Origin of the sequence: Flavobacterium sp. PL12, assembly GCF_039123485.1 — a bacterium.
Lineage (GTDB): Bacteria > Bacteroidota > Bacteroidia > Flavobacteriales > Flavobacteriaceae > Flavobacterium > Flavobacterium weaverense.
Genome location: NZ_JBANDI010000004.1, coordinates 44,531 through 66,349 on the forward strand (window position 1 = coordinate 44,531; position 21,819 = coordinate 66,349).

Sequence of the window (21,819 nt, forward strand, 5' to 3'; positions counted from 1 at the left end):
TTTTCCTAATATATACTTTTTAAATTATTTTCCAATCGACATCACCCAAATCCAATTCACCATTCATGTCAACCGTTAGCCAAGACATTCCTGGAAAAGCTTCTTTTAAAGTAATCGAAAATCCAGAAAGTGTGCTGTGTTCCATGTTTTTACTAGCTTCGCTTTGAATTTTTTGGGTGAACATTTCGTGTTGTTCGTCGGTTAAGGTGATCAGTAGTTGTTTCATGATTATGCTTTATTAAATGAATTGATATATAACTCTTCGATGGCATTAATACCGTTTAAATTAATCTTTCGAATTCCAATACCTGCGAAATTCAAACTTGTAATTTTAGGACATGATTCTAAGATACAGAATTTGGAGTCCGAATAAGACCATTCAAACCAGGCATTTTGAACTTGGTCAAATACAAAGATTTCTTTGTGATGGTCAATAGCCATTTGAACTGCCCAACCTGTTCCACCCGAAATACATTCTATATTTTTGAAAATGATTTTACTAACAGCAAAAACTTGGTCTGCATTTTTAATTTGTTGCCAATTTCTAGCCAGCAAATTCAAGTGTTTTACATTTACTTTTCGCTTTAAGGATTGATTAGCCGGCGCTATTTTTTGTATTCCATCTTGGAAATCGGATTCTGATATTTCCACTTTATTAATACTTTTATGATAAGGTGTTTGGTAGGAATAAGCCAAAGTTTTTACACCATACAATGCACCAAAGTATTCAAAATGGATATCTGCACCAATAGCACCACCAGAATGACATCTAAAAGTTATGTTTTTTGTTATCATCATCAGTTTTTTATTTGATACAAAGAAAAGGTAGTGTTACGACATACGGTGTCGGTTTAAAATTAATCTGGCACTTTCAAAAGTCAGTTTTGTAAAGATTATTTTTAAAATTAAACTTAATATCGTCTTTCACTTGTTGACTTGAAGTCACTTGATCGGACCAAAAGGTTTTGTAATAAAATAAGCGTAATTCCAGCACATCCTCTTTTTCTAAACATAAAATATCAATGTATTTTTCATCTCTTTCCCAAGTGAAATAATCTTCATCATAGCAGTCATCCGTTTTACCGAGTTCTCTTTTTTCTGTTGGAAATCCATCTACTTCATAACCTTGTTCTTCACAGTAAGTAGCAATTAGTGTTCTGATATAACCTTCATCAATTTCGGCATATTTGTCGTCATCGATTGAGTCATCAAGGCTTTTCCAAGAGGTGTATGTATTTAAAATTTCGTATTTAATTTCTTCTAAAGTCATATTTACTTTGATTTATAGCGCAAAGATAAAGTAGCAGACTGTCATAATATGGCGGAGTGATTTTCTTTTAATATCACTAATTTCAGGGATTGACAATATGGATTTAATTGTTGTTATTGCAGTCTGAATAAAACGCAATACGCATCGATATTTTTTATTTTAGTTGAAATCTGATAGTCCAAATCCATTGAATAATGGCTACATTAGCTACCCAAAATCTATTTTAAATAACATCTTAAAAGTTAGTTGGGTAACTAGCTTATAAATTAAATTATACACGTTTAATGGCAATCAAAAAATCAGAATTATACAGCTCATTATGGGCAAGTTGCGATGAATTACGAGGCGGAATGGACGCTTCTCAATATAAAGATTACGTACTAACGATGTTATTTGTCAAGTACATTTCAGACAAAGCCAAAAAAGACGACTATTTTGCCATTGAAGTTCCAGTAGGAGCTTCTTTTGATGATATGGTGCAATTGATTGGAACGCCTAACATTGGCGACGACATCAATAAAAAGATTTTAAACCGCATCAAAGAAGAAAATGGCTTAAACGATTTCCCTGATTTTAACGATGAAAACAAACTCGGGAAAGGAAAAGATTTAGTCGATACGGTTTCTAATTTGGTTCGAATATTCAACGATAATTCATTAGATTTTTCTAAAAATTCTGCCGAAGGCGATGATATTCTGGGCGATGCTTACGAATATTTAATGCGTCATTTTGCTACCGAATCAGGAAAATCGAAAGGGCAATTTTATACACCTGCCGAAGTTTCTCGTATTTTGGCAAAGGTAATTGGGATTTCTCCAAGCAATGCCACGACACAAACTACGGCATATGATCCGACAGCGGGGAGTGGAAGCTTACTGTTGAAAGTGATGAACGAAGCGGGTAAAGGCATCGATTTGTACGGACAGGAAAAAGAGACTGCGACAGCTAACTTGGCGCACATGAACATGATTTTGCATGGTGCTGAAACAGCAAGTATTGTAGCTGATAATACTTTAACAAGACCTGCTTTTACTGAAGATGGAAAGTTGAAGCGATTTGATTATGTGGTTGCCAATCCACCATTTTCGTTAAAAAGCTGGAGTAATGGCGTGAATGTAGAAAGTGACGAATACGGTCGTTTTGAATTGGGTGTTCCTCCCGAGAAAAATGGGGATTATGCCTTTTTATTGCACATTCTACAATCCCTTAAATCGACTGGGAAAGCAGCGGTTGTCTTGCCACACGGTGTTTTGTTTAGAGGAAATGCCGAAGGCGAGATCAGAAAAAACATTCTCAAAAAAGGTTATATCAAAGGAATTATCGGTTTGCCAGCCAACTTGTTTTACGGAACAGGAATTCCCGCTTGTGTCATTATCCTAGATCGTGAAAACGCTGAACATCGCAAAGGGATTTTTATGATGGATGCCAGCAAAGGTTTTACTAAAGACGGCAACAAAAACCGCTTGCGCGAACAAGATATTCGCAAAATTACCGATGTTTTTAGCGAACAAGCCGAAGTTTCAAAGTTCAGCCGCATGGTTCCGATTAGTGAGATTGCCGATGCTAAGAACGATTACAACCTGAATATTCCAAGATATATTGATACCCAAGAAGCCGAAGATTTACAAAATATTGAAGCGCATTTACAAGGTGGCATTCCGTTAGTAGATGTTGATGCTTTGCAGAAGTATTGGAATGTATTTCCTACGTTGCGCAAAACCTTATTCGAAAATCTTCGTGAAGGATTTGTACAAGTGGGCGTTCCTACAAGCGAATTGAAGACTGCCATTTTTGACCACAGCGAGTTTGTGGCTTTCAATACCAATTTACAAAACACTTTTGACCAATGGATGCAACAAAAGCAACAACTTTGGGAAAACCTGAGCGTTGGCGTACATCCTAAAGAAAGTATTGCGCAAGCAGGCGAAACTCTTTTGGCTGCTTTTGAAAGCAATGTGTTGGTGAATGGCTATGATGTGTACCAACATTTGATGCAATACTGGAACGAAACCATGCAAGACGATGTCTATTCGATTGCTTTAGACGGTTGGAAAGCCGCTAACGAATACCAGCGTTTGGTAGTAAAAGGCAAGAAAGGAAAAGACGGCAAAGTTGCCAAAGACAAAGAAATTGGCGGATTAGCAGGTGTGGAAGGCAGAATGATTGCACCACAATTATTAATTGCTATTTATTTTGCTGAAGAAAAAAATGTGATTGCCACGCAAGGACAATTGGTAGAAACCGCACAAGCTCGATTGACCGAATTGGAAGAAGAACACACTGGCGAAGAAGGTTTGTTTGCCGATTTAGAAAAAGTAAATGCTACCGAAGTAGCCAAATTGCTGAAAGAAAAGAAATCATTGTCAGTTCGAGCGCAGTCGAGAACCGCTGATTTAGTAGAAAACCTTGCAGCCGAACCCGAATCATCTTACGGAAAAACGAATGTCCCACTGAGCGAAGTCGAAGTGTTAGAAGAATATCTAGAAAACGCAGATGCCATCAAAAAAGCCAATGCCGAAATTAAAAAGCTAAACGAAGCATTAGAAAAAGCAGTCGTTGCCAAATACCCAACATTAACCGAAGCTGAAAGTAAAGACTTGGTTTTAAACCACAAATGGAAAGCGCATTTGCAAAACTGCTTGCAACAAGAACAAGAACGTATTAGCCAAAACCTAACCCAACGCATTAAACTGTTGGCGGAACGTTACGCCACTACTTTAGTAAGTTTAGATACGCAAGCCAACGAAGCGGCAACCAAAGTAAAAGCGCACTTGCAAAAAATGGGATGGTCATGGTAAAAAGCGGCTACAAACAAACGGAGATTGGTGTGATTCCTGAGGATTGGGAGGTTAACGAACTAGGAAACATTGGGAATGTTAATACAGGTATGACACCAGCAACAAATAATCGTAATTTTTATGGTGAAGAATATTATTTTGTTAGTCCTTCAGATTTAGGAAAAGGTAAATACATTTTAAATAGTGAAAAAAAGCTTTCAAAACTTGGTTTTAGTATTGCACGAAAATATCCTAAAAACAGCATCCTTTTTACATGTATAGGTTCAACTATTGGTAAAGCAGGAATATCTTTATTTGAATTAACATCTAATCAACAAATAAATGCAGTTTTGCCTAATGATTTATATTCGAGTGATTTTGTTTATTATTTTCTAACTTTTATTTCACCAAAAATTAAATTAGGAGCTAGTGAACAAGCTGTTCCTATGATAAATAAAACAGAATTTTCAAAAACACAAATCCCACTTCCACCACTTCCAGAACAACAAGCCATAGCCGAAGCCTTAAGCGATGCCGATGATTGGATAGAAAGTCTAGAACAACTCATTGCCAAAAAACGCGTGCTCAAACAAGGTGCCATGCAGGAATTGTTGACACCAAAAGAGGATTGGGAGGAATCAACAATCTTTTCAATTACAGATAACATAATTGATTATAGAGGTGTAACTCCTAAAAAGTTGGGGATGGAATGGGGAAATGGTAATATAGTTGCATTATCAGCTGGAAATGTCAAAAGAGGTTATATTGATTTTAATTCAGAATGTTATTTAGGATCTCAAGATTTATATAAAAGATGGATGCGTAACGGAAATCCAAAAAAAGATGATATTGTTTTTACATTAGAAGCTCCATTAGGAAATATTGCTCTAATACCTGATAATAAAAAATACATCATGAGTCAAAGGACAATTTTATTGCAATTGAATAAAAAATTTGACTCAATGTTTATATTTCAGTTATTATTTTCGAAAGCATTTCAAGATTATATTTTAGAAAGTGCAACAGGTTCAACAGCTCAAGGAATTAAAAGACAAACGTTTGAGAAATTACTGGTGAAATTTCCAAAATCCCTTGTAGAACAAACCCGCATTGCGACGATTTTATCGGATATGGATTTGGAGATAGCAGCGTTGGAGCAGCAATTAGAAAAAGCAAGGCAAATCAAGCAAGGAATGATGCAGGAGTTGTTAACGGGGAGGATTAGGTTAATTTAGAATCGTAGAAATGGCACGTAAAAATGGCACGTAGAGACGAGGCATGCCTCGTCTGTACTATATGGTAGCAGCAGCATATAAAAAAATAAAAATGCAATAGAATGGCAAAATTTCAAAATAAATACCGCATCGAATCGGCACGCGCCACCTGGTGGAATTACGGCTGGGCGGGCGCGTATTTTATTACCATTTGCACCCAAAATAGGAATCATTATTTTGGGAATATTGATACCGTACAGACGCAGCATGCCCCGTCCCTGCGGGAATCGGATTCGTATTTGAATTCAAAATTATATTCAGATTCGAAATCACCAAATCCACAAACATCAAATTACAATAAAATAAATTTATCCAATTGCGGCGTATTGGCGGATGTTTTTTGGCACGAAATAAAAAACCATGCAAAAAACGTAGCATTGGGTGCCTTTGTGGTAATGCCCAATCATATTCACGGTATATTAATTTTAACGGGCGATTCGGAATTGGATTTCCAATCATCAGTACAGACGGGGCATGCCCCGTCGTTTCAGGATTCTGATTTGGAATCGGATTCAAAATCGGATATAAATTCAAATAAAAATACCGTATCCTCTATCATTGGATCCTACAAATCGGCGGTAACGAAACACGCAAACCGTTTGGGATTTGAATTTGGATGGCAAACTCGATTTCATGACCACATTATTCGCAATGATGCGGAATACCAACGCATCAATGATTATATAGAATCTAATATTCAAAATTGGAAAACAGATAAATTTTTTAAATAAAATACTTTAAGAACGAAAGCATTATGATTAATCCGACAGAACGAAAGCTCAAGCGACATTAATTTAGAAAAATTATATTGCCAGTTGTAACAGATACAGTAGTAAATAAAGATTATGTCAAAAACAAAACAAATAAACCAAGTCCTTCAATCTTATTTTGAAGAAAATATAAGTGTAAAAATTATTCCTGCAAAGGATATGATGCCTTATTTTATTTTGGCTGGTGTTTTTCCTAAAGACAACAAAAATGGCTTGCCAATCAGAAATGTGTTAAGACGATTAGATGATAAAAACCAATTGCATTTGATTCCGTATGTATATGCGGAACGAAAAAATGTAAATACGAATTGGTTTTTTCAACGAATTAATGGTCAAGCGATAGACAAATCAAAACCACCAGAGATAAAGCTTAAGTATATAAAAATTAAAGAACCAAAACCGAGTTCCAGAAAAGACAGCGACGAACACTATGTCTTGGATTTGTGCGATCAAGTTTTGCAAGTAAAAGGATTACGGCAACATCGCTTTGATTTTTTGTTAGGTGATGCAAATGCGCAAGGTCGTAAAGCCAAATTACCAGTAGATATTTATTATCCTGAATTGAATTTGGTTATTGAATACAAAGAGCAGCAACACAGCAAAGCGAACAAACATTTTGACAAACCCGATTTATTTACTGTAAGCGGTGTTCATCGTGGTGAACAAAGAAAGATCTACGATCAAAGAAGAAGAGAGGTTTTGCCACAACATAATATAAAACTCATTGAAATTGAATATTCAGATTTTCAGTTTGATAGTAAGGATAAGATTGTTAGGGAATTGGAGAAGGATTTAGGGATTGTAAAAGAGATTTTAAAGAAATAAAAAGATATAAATATGGACGAAGTAAGTAATGTTAATGAGTTGAAAATTTTAGAAATTAACAAACTGTTGAATTTTAATTTCTTTATTCCATCATATCAGCGTGGTTATAGATGGACTGATAAGGAGGTAAATGCATTGCTTAAAGATATTTGGGATTTTAAAAATGAAAATCATACCTCAGATAAATTTTACTGTTTGCAACCTATTGTTGTAAAAGATAAAATATTTGAAAATGAATCTTATTGGGAAGTTATCGACGGACAACAACGTTTGACAACGATTCTGATTATACTTTATTATTTTAATCAGATGGAATTCAAAATTCCTAAAAAGATATTTACCGTTTCATTTGAAACAAGACCAGATAGCAAAGCTTTTCTAGCTAGTATTGAGGATAAAGAATTAGCACTTACTAATGTAGATTATTTTCATATACATAATGCTTACAATGCAGTTTATAATTGGTTTGAAGCAAAAGGAAGAGAGAATACAACTATTGCTGGAGCATTTTACGAAACTCTTATTAATGTAGTAAAAGTTATTTGGTATGAAATTAAAGAGAAGGATGTTGTTGAGGAAGAAGAAAATGCGATTGATGTTTTTACACGTATTAATATGGGAAAAATTCCTCTAACTAATTCTGAATTAGTAAAAGCACTATTTCTTCAGAAGAAAAACTTTGACGAACATCAGATTTACATTCAGCTAAAAATTGCTAAAGAATGGGACGAAATAGAAAAGAAATTACAAGATGATGCTTTTTGGTATTTTATCTATAATTCCATTAATCCTATTAAATATGAAAACAGAATTGAATACATTTTTGACTTATTAAAAGGAAGAACTGAAGAAGATGAAGAACATCATACTTTTAATGCTTTTGTACAAGAATTAGAAAATAATGCAAAATCAAGAGGCAATAAAAAGACTGTTGAAGAAAGTTGGCTCACAATTAAGAACTATTTTCAGAGTCTAGAAGAGTGGTTCAGCAACGCGGAATTGTATCATTTGATTGGATTTCTAATTGAATATAAATATGACATAAATTCTTTGCGTGAAGAAAGCGTAGGAATTAGTAAGTCTAAATTTGTCGAACACTTGAATGGCATCATTAAAACATTATTTGAGAAAATCAATATTGATAATTTGGATTATAAAGTGAATCCAAAACAAGTTAGAAAAACGCTGTTATTATTTAATATAAAAACGATTATTTCAACTCAAGAAGCAGAAGTGAGATTTCCGTTTGACAAATATAAAAAGGAAAACTGGGATATTGAACATGTAAATTCTCAAACCTATAAAGTTATTGAAAAGGCAAAGAGAAAAGACTGGGCGTTGGACCTCTTGGAATATTTCACAGGAGAAAAAGGTTATTCAGAAACTATTGTTGATAAATACAATAAAACTGAAATGGAAATACAAGATGAAATGGTATCTCAACTAACTGATGAAAAAGATAAAGAATTTTGTAAGCGATTAATTATTATTCTTAAAAGTGAAAAATCAGATGACCATTTTTTCCAAGATTTAAATAGCGAAATACGTAATAGATTCAAAGAAAATGAAATTAATCAAGATGACGGTATCGCAAATCTTGCACTACTAGACCAAGGAACAAACAGAAGTTACAAAAACGCGATGTTTCCAATTAAAAGAAAACACATTATTGCAAATGATGCAAATGGAATTTTTGTTCCTATATGTACTAAAAATTTATTTCTAAAATATTATAGTAATAAAATGAGTGACGTGATGTATTGGAAGAAAAGTGACGCGTCAGATTACCTACAAGCGATTAAACAAACTTTATCAACCTATTTGCCCAAAAATCAATAAAAATGGACGAACCACTAACACATCAAGGAACAAGACATTCTTTTTACGAATTATTTAAGAATGAGAATTTTAAGATAGAGATCCCAATAATACAAAGAGATTATGCACAAGGCAGAAAATCTAAATTAGAGGTTAGAGACTTATTCTTACAAGCACTGTATGATTATTTAGATGAAAATCGACCTTTTAGAAATTTAGATTTTGTATATGGTAGTACTGAATCAGATGGACATTTCGATAAATTTATTCCTTTAGATGGACAACAAAGATTAACTACATTGTTTTTATTGCATTGGTATTTAGCAAATAAGTCAGAAAATATAGATTCATTTAAAGAATTATTGCTGGAAGAAAAAAAATCAAAATTTACTTATTTGACTAGGTCGAGTTCAAGTGAGTTTTGCGACGCATTACTTTATAATGGTATTGACTTTAATAATTTGATAGTTGATGATAATTCACAACTCGAAAGTATAACTGCAACAATAAAAGATAGTGGTTGGTATTTTTTATCATGGAGTAAAGATCCAACAATTCAATCAATGTTGATTATGTTAGATTCAATTCACGATAAATTTAAGGATAGACCCGAGTTTTACGATAGATTAATTGACAAAAACTATCCAATAATTACCTTTTTATACTTGGATTTAGGGAAGTTTAAATTGACGGAGGATTTGTATATAAAAATGAATTCAAGGGGAAAAACACTTACACCTTTTGAAAATTTTAAAGCGAAGTTTGAACAGCATATTGAGAGTTTGTATGAAACGGATAAAGCTAAATATATTCTAAAACATAATGAACTAGAAAGAGAGGTTAAAATTAAAGAATACTTTTCATTTAATATTGATACAAAATGGGCTAACTTATTTTGGCAATACCGAGAATTAGCAGGAAACAAAAATACCTTTGACGAAGAGATCATGAACTTTGTCTGTATTATCTCTTCTAATCAATTTGCCATCGAGAATAGTGCTTTCAAGGTTGACTACCCTCTAATACTTAAAAGAGAAACAGTTGAGGGTAAAGAAGTGCCAATTTCATTTTACAGATTAGAAAAACTTGGTGTATTAACTAAGGGATTAATTCAGTACTTAATAAAATCATTAGAATGTCTTGCAAATGGCAATAGAAAAATTAATACTTACTTGGAGAATAAATTCTATTTTGATGAAGATGAAGTTTTTAAAAATGCTTTAAAGAATAGTTTAAGTAGAGTGGCGCGAATTCAATTTCACGCTTATTTACGATTTTTAATTTTACATGATAATGATACAAAGGGATTAGAGGAATGGATGAGATTTGTTCATAACCTTACAGAGAATACGGAAATTGACGATAATGATAAAGAAATAAATGCATTTTTAGATATAGAAAAATTGCTTCCCAATAGCTGCAGAATTTTAGATTTTCAAAAAGAAAATGAATTACTTGAAACGTCTTTCTTTGATAGACAGGTCCAAGAAGAACGGATTAAGGCTTTTTTAATTACAAAGTCAGACGTTTGGAAAAAAAATATTAAATATTATGAATGTAACAACCACTTCAAAGGGCAAATATTATTTTTGTTGGAATTTAGTGGTATTCTAGATTATTTTTCAGATAATAATAACTGTGATTGGTCACAAAAAGAAAATATTGCTTATTTAGATACTTTTACGACTTATGCTCAAAAAGCAACTGCCTTTTTTAGTATTATTCAAACTCCAGAAAATAGTGACTTCTTGTTAGAGAGAGCTGTCCTTACTAAAGGAGATTATTTAATTCCTGCTGCAAACTATCGATTAAACTTTTTAAGTTCAAATAAAGTAAGCAATTACAAACGAGATTACAGTTGGAGGAGTTTGTTGCAACTAACTAATATTTCTGAAAAAGATGATGATAAAATAGTTGAGTTATATTGGAAAGATAAGCGATATTTTGTTAAAGAACTTTTTGACGATTGTTATTACAATCCATTAGATATTACAAAATCTTTAAAAAAAATAATAAAAAATACACCCACAGATTGGCGAAAATATTTTGTTGAGAATCCGGAACTAATTAGATATTGCTATCAGGGTTTTATAAAATTCATTAATGAGAACAACATTATTCTTATACTAAAATCTATCGAAAATTCAAGGATGCGCGAGATGTTTACTTATAATTTATTTACAAAAAAAATTAATGACGAAGAAGATTTTGCACCATTTAAAAACGTTGACCATCAAGAAATAAATAGAGAATGTGAATACTCCTTCTTATACTATAATGATTGGTGCTATAAAAGAATAAATTACACTATTCGTGTGTTTCATAATACCGATGAAAGTGGTGAGAAAGGTTTCTTTAAAATAATTTTTGCAAAAGTAAAACGCCCTACAGAATATGATGATTTTAATGCTAAAATTGTTGATAATCTAGAAGAGAATAAATTTAAATGGGATGTTGAAAGAAAAGAATTTTATACAACCAGAATTACTGAACAGGCGACTTTAAGTTTCATTAAAAAATTATGTATTCAATTTAACGCAATTGTAAATGATTAACCCAATAGAACGCATTACCCAAAACCGCATCATCCAATTGTTTACACAGCAATTGGGTTACACGTACTATGGTAATTGGGAAGAACGCCCCAACAACAGCAATGTAGAGCAAGCCTATTTAAAAGCATTCCTGCAAAAGCAAGGTTATGCCGAAGCATTGGTCAATAAAACGGTTGCTGAAGTCGCACAATTAGCCCATAGCAGTAGCGGTACCTTGTATGAACGCAATAAAAAAATGTACAACTTGTTGCGGTATGGGGTAAAAGCACGTCCAGAATTAGGAGAACAGTTTGATACCGTTTTCCCTATTGACTGGCAACATTGGGAAAAGAATGATTTCGCTATTGCAGAAGAAGTGACTTTAAACAATACCGAATACAGCCGCAGACCTGATATTGTATTGTACATTAACGGAATTGCCATTGGAATTTTAGAGTTAAAACGAGGAACCGTTGATATTGCCGAGAGTATCAGACAGAACATTTCCAATCAACAAGGAAAGTTTTCCGAATGGTTTTTTACTACTACGCAAGTTGTTTTGGCAGGAAACAATACGCAAGGATTACGCTACGGAACCATTGAAACGCCAGAGAAGTATTATTTGTCTTGGAAAGAAGACGAACAAGAAAATAGCGAATACAAACTGGATAAATATCTAAAAAAGCTCTGTAATAAAGAACGTTTGTTGGATTTGATTTACAACGGAGTCATTTTCGATGCAGGAGTTAAAAAACTGCCTCGTCCACATCAATATTTTTGTTTAAAAGAAGCGCAAGATTTTGTAAAACGCAGAGAAGGCGGTATTATTTGGCACACGCAAGGTTCTGGAAAATCATTGATGATGGTAATGCTGGGTAAATGGATTTTAGAAAACATCCCAAATTCCCGCATTGCAATTATGACGGACAGAACCGAACTCGACGATCAAATAGAACGCGTGTTTAATGATGTTGGCGAAACCGATATTGCAAAAGCTAAATCAGGTAAGGAATTAATGATGTATTTGCAATCGTCTCGACCTAGATTAATTTGTTCGTTGATTCATAAATTTGGTGCAAAAGGCGAAACCGATTACGACACCTTTATTAAAGAGTTAAGAGACAATCCTATCGAAACCCAAGGCGATATTTTTGTATTTGTAGATGAATGCCATCGTTCACAAGGCGGAAAATTAAATGAAATCATGAAAGCGGCATTACACAATGCAGTTTTTATTGGCTTTACGGGAACTCCTTTATTAAAACAAGATGCTAAGACTTCACAACAGGTTTTCGGTCGCTACATTCATACTTATAAATTCAACGAAGCCGTTGTCGATGGCGTAGTAAAAGATTTAATGTACGAAGGACGTTCGATTGAGCAGAATTTGACTTCTCAAGCAAAAGTAGACCAGTGGTTTGAAGCCAAAACTGCTGCTTTGAATGATTTCCAGAAAAACGAAATCAAAAAAAAATGGGGAACGATGCAGAATGTGCTGAGTTCTAAAAGTAGAATGGAGAAAATTGTAGCTGATATTCTAATGGATTTTAGCACCAAATCGCGTTTAAAACACGAAACAGGTAATGCCATTTTGGTAGCTTCCAGTATTTATGAAGCAGCTAAATATTATTCCTTGTTTTTGAACACCGAATTTAAAAACAAATGTGCCGTAGTTACTTCTTATAATCCTATGGCAAGTGATGTCAGTAAGGAGGATATAGGAGCAGACACCGACACCGACAAAGAATTCATTTTTAAAGTCTATACCGATTTACTGAAAGACGTCAGTCCAAAAGGGAATAAATCGAAAACAGAAACCTACGAATCAAACGTTAAGGAACAGTTTAGAAAAGAACCAGCACGGATGAAGTTGCTAATTGTAGTTTCTAAATTATTAACTGGTTTTGACGCACCACCTTGTTCTTATATTTACATTGATAAAAAAATGCAGGATCACACGTTGTTTCAAGCTATTTGTCGCGTAAACCGATTGGATACCGATGATAAAGATTATGGTTATATCGTCGATTATATGGAACTGTTTGGCAAAGTAACTGATGCCATTGATGTTTATACTTCCGAATTAGATAGTGAAGGTTTTACCAATGAAGAAGTAAATATTCAGTTAAAAGATCGAATTAAAGCGGCTGCAGATCGACTGGAAGTAGCGATGGAAACGGTGGAAGCCATTTGCGAAAATGTTGATAGTCCAAAGAATGATTTGAATTATATTCGTTTTTTCTGCGGTAATACAGAAATTGCGGAAGAATTAAAAGGCAATGAATACAAACGTATGGCGCTATATAAAGCCATCGTAGAATTTATCAGAGCCTATACAAACATGGCTGCCGATTTTGAAAATGCAGGCTATGATGCAAAAAGTATTCTGAGATTTAAAACCAAATTAGAAGATTATTTAAGTGTCAGAGAGTTAATTAGAAAAGCCAGTGGTGAAACAATTGATTTGAAATCGTTTGAAGCCGATATGCGTTTTTTAATTGATACTTACATTAGAGCCGAAGAATCAGAGAAAATCACGCCCTTTGATGATATTTCCTTGTTAGAATTGATGGAAACGAGTATGACTGATGCAATAGCTTCTATGCCTGCTTCAGTGAGAGGAAACAAGGAAGCTGTTTCTGAGATCATGGAAAATAATGTGCGAAGTAAAATCGTGGAAGACCATTTACTAGATCCTAAATATTTTGATAAAATGTCACTTTTGCTACAAGAATTAATCGAAGCTCGAAAAAGAGAAATGATAGACTATCAAGAATATCTTATCCGAATGGCTGAACTAACTAAAATGGTCAATAAGGGACAGCAAGAAGATATTCCGAAAGCATTGAATTCAAAAGCAAAAGTTGCGTTGTATCATTTGTTAGAAGATGAGCAACTGGCTATGGTATGTGATGAAGCGGTTCACTATGCTAAACAAGATGGCTTTAGAGAAAATATGATGAAGCAGCGTAAAGTGAAAAAAGCCATTAGTGATATTGTTGAAGACGACGAATTAGCCAGGAAAGTGTACCAAATTATTGAAATTCACAAAGGCGAGTATTAATGAGTAGTACCAAAGTAATTATTGGATCAGTTGCCGTTGAGGTTCAGTTTAAACCAATTAAAAATTTACATTTGAGCGTGCATCCACCTTTTGGAAAAGTGACGGTGTCGTCTCCTGATTTTTATGATTTAGAGAAAATTAAAATTTACTTGGCTACTAAATTGTGTTGGATAAAAAGAGAGCAAAGGAAAATTGCCAGTCAAGATCGCGAAGCACAGAAGTTATATCTTACTAAAGAAAGCCATCAGCTTTTTGGAAAGAGATATCTCTTGGAAGTCGTAGAAGCAAAAAGATCCAAAATAGCAGTGCAGCATGCCAAAATCATTTTACACGCACTAAAAGACGCCACAGTAGCGCAGAAACAAAAAACACTGTACAATTTCTATCGTAAAGAGTTGCGTTTAAAAATAGAAACCCTAATAGATCTTCACGCAACTAAAATGGAAGTTCCTTGCCCGACTTTTAAAATACAAAAAATGAAAACGAAGTGGGGGAGTTGTGCCTCTGCATCTAACCGACTATTATTTAATATTGAATTGGCTAAAAAGCCTTTGGAATGTGTTGAGTATATAGTAATTCACGAATTAGTTCATTTACTGGAAAGAAAGCACAATAAAAACTTTATTCTATTGATGAATCGCTTTATGCCTGACTGGAGAGTGCAGAAGAAAATTTTGAATGAGTTGCCTTTATAATCAATTATAATTAATAAAAACGAATGGAAATATTAGATAAAATTACACTCAAAGGGCTACTTATTGCGCAAAAGCACGGATTAGTAGAGTTGCCAGAAAAAAAAGCGATTCCTTTTTGTGAAGAAATAATTGAAGACTTTATAAGATGCCAAATCGAAGATTTATTTGAATTTCAAACTTTAGAACAATTTATAAATACTGAAAATTTATTTTCGAGAGCAGCTCTATATACTTATGGGAAAGCTGCTGAATTCGCACTTTCACATTGTGTTGGTGAACCTTTGGAAAGAATTGGATATAATTTTGATGATTTTATGAATAGTACTATTTCTGCTAATATTCCTGTTACAATTCTAGATCAAATAAGCCAATATTCAAAACAAATTTTGGAAATGTATCATGAAATGTATAGTCAAACGAGGGTGAGTCAAGAATTACTTATCAAAGAAGGTATCTCCTTTCATGATTGTCTTTTTAAAATTTTAAGTGAAGTCTTTTTTATAGGAAAAAAAGTCGTTTTATCACTTGAAATTGATCAAAATGAAAATATAGACTTTACAAATAACGCCATTGACATCAAATACGATTACGATACTTACGAGGAGATTTACAAAGACACTATTGATGCTTAAAAATTATAATGTAATTATTTATAAAATTAAATAAAAATAGACCCTCTAAGTTTTCACTACGACGCACTCTGGCAGTGTGTCGTTTTAGTTTTGCATTATACTAAAACGCAAAATTATGAAAGTCAAGGAAATCACTATTTTAAAAGCCGTAGAAAAAGTTCATCAAGTTTCAAAACATGGTAAGTTAGATTTTGATAGATATATTGATGTGCGACCCGAAATACGTCATATTTCAGCTTATTTTCAAATTAGCGATATTCAAAGTATCTTACTTGCTAGTTTTATTAGTTTGTCCTGTTTTGACGAAATTGATTTGAACGAGTTGATTATTTATTTCGGTGTAGAAAAAGTAGGTTTACTAAGTTACTTAAATGATATTGAATATCTAGTTGACAAAAATATTTTAGCCAAAGACAGACACGGAAATATACTTCGTACTGATTATTGTGTGAAGAAAGATCTATTAGATTTTCTAGTTTCTAACACAAAAATCCCTTCTGAATTGATTTCGATTCAACCTAAAGAAGATAATTTTTATGCATTTTTGAAAGATATAGATAAATTAAGTAATGCTAAAGATGAGAAAGAAATTCGTTATAACAGCTTCGTATTTAAATTTAAAAAATTATTGCAGGACAATAAGAAGTTTCCATTGGTCAATTATGCCTGTGAGCATTTAGAGCCTATCGATTCTTTCATATTTTTTGACACTATAATTGATGCGATCGCCATAGGGGATAACAATTTTAATACTGCTTTTCAAAAAACGGTTGATGATTTTACCAACAGTAAGAGTGATACATTTAAGTATGTTTCTACTTTTCTTTTGGGAAAAACCAAGTTGAACAAGTTGAATTTGCTAGAAAAAGACAAAAATGAATTTGCCAACAGACACCACCTAAAGTTGTCAGTAAAGACAGTAAAAATGCTTCACGATTTAGAAGACATTGTATTTCTTCAAAAAGACAGTAACAGTGACAAGCTGATTTATCCAGATAAAATTCAAAAAACAAATTTGTTTTACAATCCTTTAGAAAAACAGTTGCTGGAGCCTATTGTAAATAGTATGTCGCATTCGTCATTTTCAAATTTACAAAAACGATTAAAAGATAATCATCTTCCAGTAGGGGTGCCTGTGTTATTTTATGGCGCGCCAGGAACAGGCAAAACAGAAACGGTATATCAAATTGCTAAAAAATATAAAAGACCAATATTTAAAGTAGAAATCTCGGAAACCAAATCGATGTGGTTTGGTGAAAGTCAAAAATTGGTTAAAAAGATATTTACGGATTATTATGAATTCAAGAAACAAGAGAAAGTATGTCCGATACTGCTTTTTAATGAAGCCGATGCCGTAATTGGAAAACGAAAAAGTGCTGGATCTTCAAGTGTTTCTGATACTGAAAATGCTATTCAGAACATTCTCTTAGAGGAACTGGAAAATTTTGATGGAATTCTGTTTGCTACTTCAAATTTGGTAGCTAATTTGGATCCTGCTTTTGAGAGAAGATTTCTTTTCAAGATAAAATTCGATACACCATCTTTAGAAAACGCTGCTAAAATTTGGAAAAATAAATTACCGACAATAACTCGTAAAGAAGCAATGCATTTGGCTAATAGTTATAAGTTCTCAGGTGGTGAAATGGGAAACATCGCTTGTAAATGCATTATGGAAAAAGTAGTATTGGGAAATAAATTGACTTTTGAAAAAATCATCTCTTTTTGTGATTCCGAGAAATGGGACAAAAGTGCTATTACCACTAAAATTGGATTTTAACGTGCTTCTTTTGGCAGAGCCTAGCAATATATTTGCTGTTTAACTTAAATAAATCAACTACTATGTCACAAATGATTAGCAAAGACGGTGAATTAATTAGAATTTGCCCTAAACAAAGTAATAAAATTGAATACTCAACCACTTCGGGAAGATCGTGGCACACTCGTTATTCTGGATCTTCATATGGTGAATTCAATGATTTAACAGATGCGGGAAAAGAGCTGTTGGCAAATACGTCCAAAGGGCTGTATTTCTCAACTACTAATGGCAGAAGCTGGCACAAAAGAGGATAGTTGATATTAGGTTTTTGAACCTCTCTAGTTTGTATAGTCTCTTAGGTTTCATTATTATATTTAACAACTGACAATCTCCGTCAAAAGAACTTTTAGTGATATGGCAAAAACTAAATCTTGTTCACAAAGCTGGATATATTAGTAGGATTTTCATCTAGCAACTCATCGCAGCTTACTTTTCTTTAACAAAGAATTAATGTACAATAATATACAAAAATGAGTTAGACAGAAGCCTTTGTACGGATACTTTTCTAAGAATCAAGTAATTTCTACATACCTCTTAATGTTATGGAAATCCTGTCGAGTTCAATAATTTAGATTTGTTCTTTTTTTAGCTTTTGAAATAATTTGTTTGAAAAGAGCTCGCATTCTTTTGGATTTAAATTGTGTAAAAAAGTAGTGCATAAAATTATGTGCATGCAGAATATTGAGTAATTCGATGCTTTATATAATCTAGATAGGAATTATATGTGTATTCAACCAAAAAAAAATTCTGAAAAGTTTTTATTAGCTACAAAAATTCTGTCTGAAATTGAACTAATATTACTAAAAAAGCAGTTGTTTGAAATGAAATACGTCACTCCTCCACGTCACTCCTCTTAAATGAGGTCTAGTTTTTAAGAAGATTCTATTTAACAAAAAACCCTTAAACAGTTGTTGTTTAAGGGTTTGTTCTTGTAGCGAAGACGGGAGTTGAACCCGTGACCTCAGGGTTATGAATTCGATTAAATTTATTAAAAATGATCGAAAATATCCTTTATTTTCTAGATTATATCAAAAGTGTGTACGGAATCGTGTACTGGTTAATATTAAAATTTGAAGCTAAATTAATCAATTTTATTTAATTTTAACAATAGGATTATCATTTTCATCAAGCAAATCAAAAACAGAAATTAAAGTCAATATTTCGGGGTTAATTTCTGCCAGTCTTTGTACTTCAATTTCAACTTTAGATTGTTTTCTTTGAGTGGGAATTGTATAGTTGTTTTGTTGTGCTTCAAGATAAATATCCGCTAAATCTGTTCCTACTTGAACGTCCCTATTTTCTATAAATTGACTACATCTTATTCTAAATCCTTCTCTTTGTAATGCAACTGTAATTTTATTCCAGTCGTCAAATTCTGATTTGTCTGGATAGACTACAATATTGTATTCTTTGATAGGTAATAATAATTCTCTTTTTAAGTTTGCTTTGCCTCCCGTTGCCATCCACGTGTACTCAGGTAGCAATAAACTCATCATAACAGTAGTTTTTTCAGATTCCGTAATTGCAATTGTTTGATGAGTGTTAGCATTTTTTAAATGCAATCCAAACAAACATTGTTGTAAGCTGTACGGTTCTATTTTTAGGATTTTGTGTACCCAAGTAATGTGAGGGGATGGTTTTTTTATTCGTGATCCTGATTTTTGATTATAAAGCATGACTTTTCCCGCCATTACTTCATTTTGGGAGTTAATTTGCCAAAACACAGTTGCTCCTTTCCAGTACACCGATGTTCCAATAAAATACTTTTCAATTACGGATTCTATCTCTTCATCCGAAAAATAATTTCTGAGGAATAGAACTAAATTGTTTTGACTGAAATTCTTTTTGCATCGATTTAGTAATTCAGGATTTAATGTAGATGCTTTTATTTTTACTGGAGGGTTTACTATGGTTGCGATCGTACCATTATGTTTGGGTGCTAGATGATATTTGCAATTACTTTCCCGATCACATCTGCCGAAATTTCCTTCTACAAGGCTGTTTTGTTCATTGTCAAAGTACCTAACAAAGGTTTTTTTTTGGCAGCTAGGACAAATAAATTTTTTACTGGATTTATCAAGTGAGTATTGATGCATGGGACTATTTTATATTCGTAAACTTCGTAACATTCGCAAGGCTTACGATTGTTACGAATGTTACGAGTCTTTATTTTTACTAAAACAGGTTTCAATTAAATATTTCATTACTTCTAAATCTAGAGCTGGTTTTTTGCGCTTTGGAGTCGTTAATTCTTCAATAACAAAGGGTTTGCTATCAGCTTCTAACATATCAAATAGCAGTGTTTTCTCCTTTTCGGGGAGAGTCTGTATTATTTGATAGGTTAGTTGTGCGGTCATTAATTAGTATCTGCTTTTTTTATCTTGTTTCTAACTGTTCCCTCTGATATGCCTAATTGTGTTCCAATCTCAACATTACTTAATCCTTGATTTTTTAATTTAATTATCTCACTAATTTGTTCGCTGTTATTTCTTGGTTTCAAATGTTCCATTTCATCATCGTAGCTATCAAATACAAATTCTAAAAAATTGGACTGCTTCTCAATTGTACAAATAATTACATTTTCGGTGTCGTATATTAGTTCCGTATTACGCTGTTTTATTTGCTTAATATAGCGCAGTCCATTTTTCTGTATGCTTTCACCGATGGCAAAGCAGCTGTCGCAAAAGTTAATTAGCATTTTACTACCTGATAGGTCATTTTTACTTAAAGGTTTAGAGGAGTCTCGTTTAGGAGTATGTGCAAGTACTAATATTGATAGGCCATATTTTTTCTTTATACTGTTTAGAAATTTCATTAGAGGCAAAGCCTCTTTTGCTTTTTCAGTGTCATTCTTTAAGTATGTAAGATTATCAATAACTATAATTTTAGCTTGAGTTTCAATAATTGCTTTTTCTAAGGAAAAGCATAAAAACTCTTCAAAGTCTTTGAATTTGGCAGGTATCTCCTGTTCAGGATTTATTTCTACTCGTATTAAATTTTCATTAAATACATAGTGTTCGGTGTAACTTTTAGAATATCGATTTTCGATCTGCTTGTCTGATAATTCAAAATCAAAGTATAGTACCTTTTGTGCTTCAACTTCATTTTTGAAACCTATAATAGAAATCCCCTTACTTATAGAATTTGAGATTTGTAAGGCTAGTATTGATTTTCCTAAATTCGTATCTGCAAATAAGATGCAGATCTCCCGTTGATACCATAATTCACTGAATAGCATATTTGGAATTGGACGATTTTTGGCTTCTTCAATCCAGTCATTCATCGGCTTAATCATAAAGCAACTGGGACTTTCTTCCACATTCGTGCTTTCAAATGCAGCTTTCAAGTCGGTTTCTAGGCTTTGTTTAAAGTCAATTGTTGCATTTAAGTTATTTGGTTGTTGTTCTGGCATATCTGATTATTGTAAATTGTATACAGAATGTAGTACAGAATGTAAGACAAGCTGTAATACATTCTGTATACAAATAGATTTAAAGTTGAATTCTGTTCTCAAAAGCTTTGTAAGCTATATAATCAATCAGTCCTGTGTAATCGAAGGTGTCTTCTTGGTATAGAACACAAAATCGAAATTGGTTATTTTCTGTTCCAAACGCTGCGATGAATCTTTGAAGATCAAATAATAGTTTTTCAAATTCCTCTATAAGATGCTCAGGGAGTTGATTATCTTTTAACACTTCCAATACAATATTTTTTAGGTCTACTAGCGTTTCTTTCTCGCTATGATCTTGTGGTTGTCCTTTTTTTGCTAAAATCCAAGAAAGGAGGTAGATGAATTTATTCGAATTATAAATTTCGTCTTCTTGAAGTTCTACGTCAAAATGATTGGCAATAATGGTGCGAAGGATTTCAGAAAGATTCACCCCTAAATCCATTGATTCCTCGTTTAGCCTGTCACTAAGGTTTTCAGGCACACGGACGTTTAATAATACTGATTTCATAATTATCCTATTTGGTTTAAATAATTAAGTACATCAATTCTCTTAAATCGAATGGTTCGTTTAATTCTTGTAAAGGGAATTATACCTTCTTTTCTGATTTTCCACAAAGTAACCTCGCTACAACTTAATAGCGTGCAAGTTTCCTTTACAGAAATCCAGTCCTCTAATACGGAGGACTTTTCTGGGGAGATTAGTCTAAAATTTTCTAATAGTAGTAGAACTCTTTGTTGAAGTGCTTTGAGTTCTTTTACCTCTTCTTGGAGGTTGTCAAATGATTGAAAAAATTGTGTCTGATTCATAATAAATTTATTGAATATTAATTGATTGCAATGAAGGCAACTTGTTTAATATCAGCAAATTAATTTTATGTCTGAAAATAAAAATT

Annotated in this window: 19 protein-coding genes; 11 read left to right on the forward strand and 8 right to left on the reverse strand. The window is 33.0% G+C overall.

Features of this window, described 5'->3' with window-relative positions:
* Positions 1-19 precede the first annotated feature (19 nt).
* The 3 genes from RCH19_RS02975 to RCH19_RS02985 all read right to left on the reverse strand — a co-directional run bounded on the left by RCH19_RS02975 (position 20) and on the right by RCH19_RS02985 (position 1,270).
* Entirely contained in the window at positions 20-226 is a 207-nt protein-coding gene (locus RCH19_RS02975; protein ID WP_343021968.1) for a hypothetical protein, read from the reverse strand.
* A gap of 2 nt (positions 227-228) precedes the next feature.
* Positions 229-798: a hypothetical protein gene (locus tag RCH19_RS02980; protein WP_343021969.1), complete on the reverse strand. Its 570-nt coding sequence runs from the start codon at positions 796-798 to the stop codon at positions 229-231.
* Between the two features lie 73 nt (positions 799-871).
* The gene (locus RCH19_RS02985; RefSeq protein ID WP_343021970.1) at positions 872-1,270 is read right to left on the reverse strand and encodes a hypothetical protein; all 399 of its coding nucleotides are present in this window, start codon (positions 1,268-1,270) and stop codon (positions 872-874) included.
* A gap of 284 nt (positions 1,271-1,554) precedes the next feature.
* Here RCH19_RS02985 and RCH19_RS02990 point away from each other — a divergent pair, with 284 nt between their 5' ends.
* From RCH19_RS02990 to RCH19_RS03040, 11 genes are all read left to right on the forward strand, one after another.
* Entirely contained in the window at positions 1,555-4,068 is a 2,514-nt protein-coding gene (locus tag RCH19_RS02990; protein ID WP_343021971.1) for a class I SAM-dependent DNA methyltransferase, read from the forward strand.
* The gene (locus RCH19_RS02995; RefSeq protein WP_343021972.1) at positions 4,062-5,282 is read left to right on the forward strand and encodes a restriction endonuclease subunit S; all 1,221 of its coding nucleotides are present in this window, start codon (positions 4,062-4,064) and stop codon (positions 5,280-5,282) included. Before RCH19_RS02990 ends, RCH19_RS02995 begins: the two co-directional genes overlap by 7 nt.
* A gap of 101 nt (positions 5,283-5,383) precedes the next feature.
* Positions 5,384-6,052, forward strand: a complete 669-nt coding sequence (locus tag RCH19_RS03000; protein ID WP_343021973.1) for a transposase — start codon at positions 5,384-5,386, stop codon at positions 6,050-6,052.
* Positions 6,053-6,166: 114 nt separating this feature from the next.
* The gene (locus RCH19_RS03005) at positions 6,167-6,916 is read left to right on the forward strand and encodes a hypothetical protein (protein WP_343021974.1); all 750 of its coding nucleotides are present in this window, start codon (positions 6,167-6,169) and stop codon (positions 6,914-6,916) included.
* Positions 6,917-6,928: 12 nt separating this feature from the next.
* On the forward strand, positions 6,929-8,755 hold the full coding sequence (locus RCH19_RS03010; protein WP_343021975.1) for a DUF262 domain-containing protein: 1,827 nt from the start codon (positions 6,929-6,931) through the stop codon (positions 8,753-8,755).
* A 2-nt stretch (positions 8,756-8,757) separates the two neighbouring features.
* Positions 8,758-11,289 carry a DUF262 domain-containing protein gene (locus RCH19_RS03015; RefSeq protein WP_343021976.1) on the forward strand — a complete coding sequence of 844 codons (2,532 nt, stop codon included), beginning with the start codon at positions 8,758-8,760 and terminating at the stop codon, positions 11,287-11,289.
* Positions 11,282-14,332 (forward strand): HsdR family type I site-specific deoxyribonuclease, encoded by a 3,051-nt coding sequence (locus RCH19_RS03020; protein ID WP_343021977.1) that lies wholly within the window; start codon positions 11,282-11,284, stop codon positions 14,330-14,332. Before RCH19_RS03015 ends, RCH19_RS03020 begins: the two co-directional genes overlap by 8 nt.
* Positions 14,332-15,027: a SprT family zinc-dependent metalloprotease gene (locus tag RCH19_RS03025; protein ID WP_343021978.1), complete on the forward strand. Its 696-nt coding sequence runs from the start codon at positions 14,332-14,334 to the stop codon at positions 15,025-15,027. Before RCH19_RS03020 ends, RCH19_RS03025 begins: the two co-directional genes overlap by 1 nt.
* Positions 15,028-15,050: 23 nt before the next feature.
* Entirely contained in the window at positions 15,051-15,659 is a 609-nt protein-coding gene (locus tag RCH19_RS03030; RefSeq protein WP_343021979.1) for a hypothetical protein, read from the forward strand.
* Between the two features lie 115 nt (positions 15,660-15,774).
* Positions 15,775-17,436, forward strand: a complete 1,662-nt coding sequence (locus RCH19_RS03035) for an ATP-binding protein (protein WP_343021980.1) — start codon at positions 15,775-15,777, stop codon at positions 17,434-17,436.
* A 62-nt stretch (positions 17,437-17,498) separates the two neighbouring features.
* Complete coding sequence (locus tag RCH19_RS03040) at positions 17,499-17,729, forward strand: hypothetical protein (RefSeq protein WP_343021981.1); 231 nt, start codon at positions 17,499-17,501, stop codon at positions 17,727-17,729.
* An 837-nt stretch (positions 17,730-18,566) separates the two neighbouring features.
* Here RCH19_RS03040 and RCH19_RS03045 read toward each other — a convergent pair.
* The 5 genes from RCH19_RS03045 to RCH19_RS03065 form a co-directional block, all read right to left on the reverse strand.
* Complete coding sequence (locus RCH19_RS03045) at positions 18,567-19,571, reverse strand: DUF6371 domain-containing protein (protein ID WP_343021982.1); 1,005 nt, start codon at positions 19,569-19,571, stop codon at positions 18,567-18,569.
* Positions 19,572-19,631: 60 nt separating this feature from the next.
* Positions 19,632-19,832 carry a hypothetical protein gene (locus tag RCH19_RS03050; protein WP_343021983.1) on the reverse strand — a complete coding sequence of 67 codons (201 nt, stop codon included), beginning with the start codon at positions 19,830-19,832 and terminating at the stop codon, positions 19,632-19,634.
* On the reverse strand, positions 19,832-20,887 hold the full coding sequence (locus RCH19_RS03055; RefSeq protein WP_343021984.1) for an AAA family ATPase: 1,056 nt from the start codon (positions 20,885-20,887) through the stop codon (positions 19,832-19,834). The genes RCH19_RS03050 and RCH19_RS03055 overlap by 1 nt, the downstream gene beginning before the upstream one ends.
* 79 nt (positions 20,888-20,966) lie before the next feature.
* The gene (locus tag RCH19_RS03060) at positions 20,967-21,434 is read right to left on the reverse strand and encodes a hypothetical protein (protein ID WP_343021985.1); all 468 of its coding nucleotides are present in this window, start codon (positions 21,432-21,434) and stop codon (positions 20,967-20,969) included.
* 2 nt (positions 21,435-21,436) lie between these two features.
* A complete protein-coding gene (locus RCH19_RS03065) occupies positions 21,437-21,733 on the reverse strand; it encodes a helix-turn-helix domain-containing protein (protein WP_343021986.1) in 297 nt (98 codons plus the stop codon).
* Positions 21,734-21,819 lie beyond the last annotated feature (86 nt).

Coding starts and splice junctions, on each gene's coding strand:
- RCH19_RS02975 (WP_343021968.1), bottom strand. CDS start 226: ATGAAACAACTACTGATCACCTTAACCGACGAACAACACGAAATGTTC.
- RCH19_RS02980 (WP_343021969.1), bottom strand. CDS start 798: ATGATGATAACAAAAAACATAACTTTTAGATGTCATTCTGGTGGTGCT.
- RCH19_RS02985 (WP_343021970.1), bottom strand. CDS start 1,270: ATGACTTTAGAAGAAATTAAATACGAAATTTTAAATACATACACCTCT.
- RCH19_RS02990 (WP_343021971.1), top strand. CDS start 1,555: ATGGCAATCAAAAAATCAGAATTATACAGCTCATTATGGGCAAGTTGC.
- RCH19_RS02995 (WP_343021972.1), top strand. CDS start 4,062: ATGGTAAAAAGCGGCTACAAACAAACGGAGATTGGTGTGATTCCTGAG.
- RCH19_RS03000 (WP_343021973.1), top strand. CDS start 5,384: ATGGCAAAATTTCAAAATAAATACCGCATCGAATCGGCACGCGCCACC.
- RCH19_RS03005 (WP_343021974.1), top strand. CDS start 6,167: ATGTCAAAAACAAAACAAATAAACCAAGTCCTTCAATCTTATTTTGAA.
- RCH19_RS03010 (WP_343021975.1), top strand. CDS start 6,929: ATGGACGAAGTAAGTAATGTTAATGAGTTGAAAATTTTAGAAATTAAC.
- RCH19_RS03015 (WP_343021976.1), top strand. CDS start 8,758: ATGGACGAACCACTAACACATCAAGGAACAAGACATTCTTTTTACGAA.
- RCH19_RS03020 (WP_343021977.1), top strand. CDS start 11,282: ATGATTAACCCAATAGAACGCATTACCCAAAACCGCATCATCCAATTG.
- RCH19_RS03025 (WP_343021978.1), top strand. CDS start 14,332: ATGAGTAGTACCAAAGTAATTATTGGATCAGTTGCCGTTGAGGTTCAG.
- RCH19_RS03030 (WP_343021979.1), top strand. CDS start 15,051: ATGGAAATATTAGATAAAATTACACTCAAAGGGCTACTTATTGCGCAA.
- RCH19_RS03035 (WP_343021980.1), top strand. CDS start 15,775: ATGAAAGTCAAGGAAATCACTATTTTAAAAGCCGTAGAAAAAGTTCAT.
- RCH19_RS03040 (WP_343021981.1), top strand. CDS start 17,499: ATGTCACAAATGATTAGCAAAGACGGTGAATTAATTAGAATTTGCCCT.
- RCH19_RS03045 (WP_343021982.1), bottom strand. CDS start 19,571: ATGCATCAATACTCACTTGATAAATCCAGTAAAAAATTTATTTGTCCT.
- RCH19_RS03050 (WP_343021983.1), bottom strand. CDS start 19,832: ATGACCGCACAACTAACCTATCAAATAATACAGACTCTCCCCGAAAAG.
- RCH19_RS03055 (WP_343021984.1), bottom strand. CDS start 20,887: ATGCCAGAACAACAACCAAATAACTTAAATGCAACAATTGACTTTAAA.
- RCH19_RS03060 (WP_343021985.1), bottom strand. CDS start 21,434: ATGAAATCAGTATTATTAAACGTCCGTGTGCCTGAAAACCTTAGTGAC.
- RCH19_RS03065 (WP_343021986.1), bottom strand. CDS start 21,733: ATGAATCAGACACAATTTTTTCAATCATTTGACAACCTCCAAGAAGAG.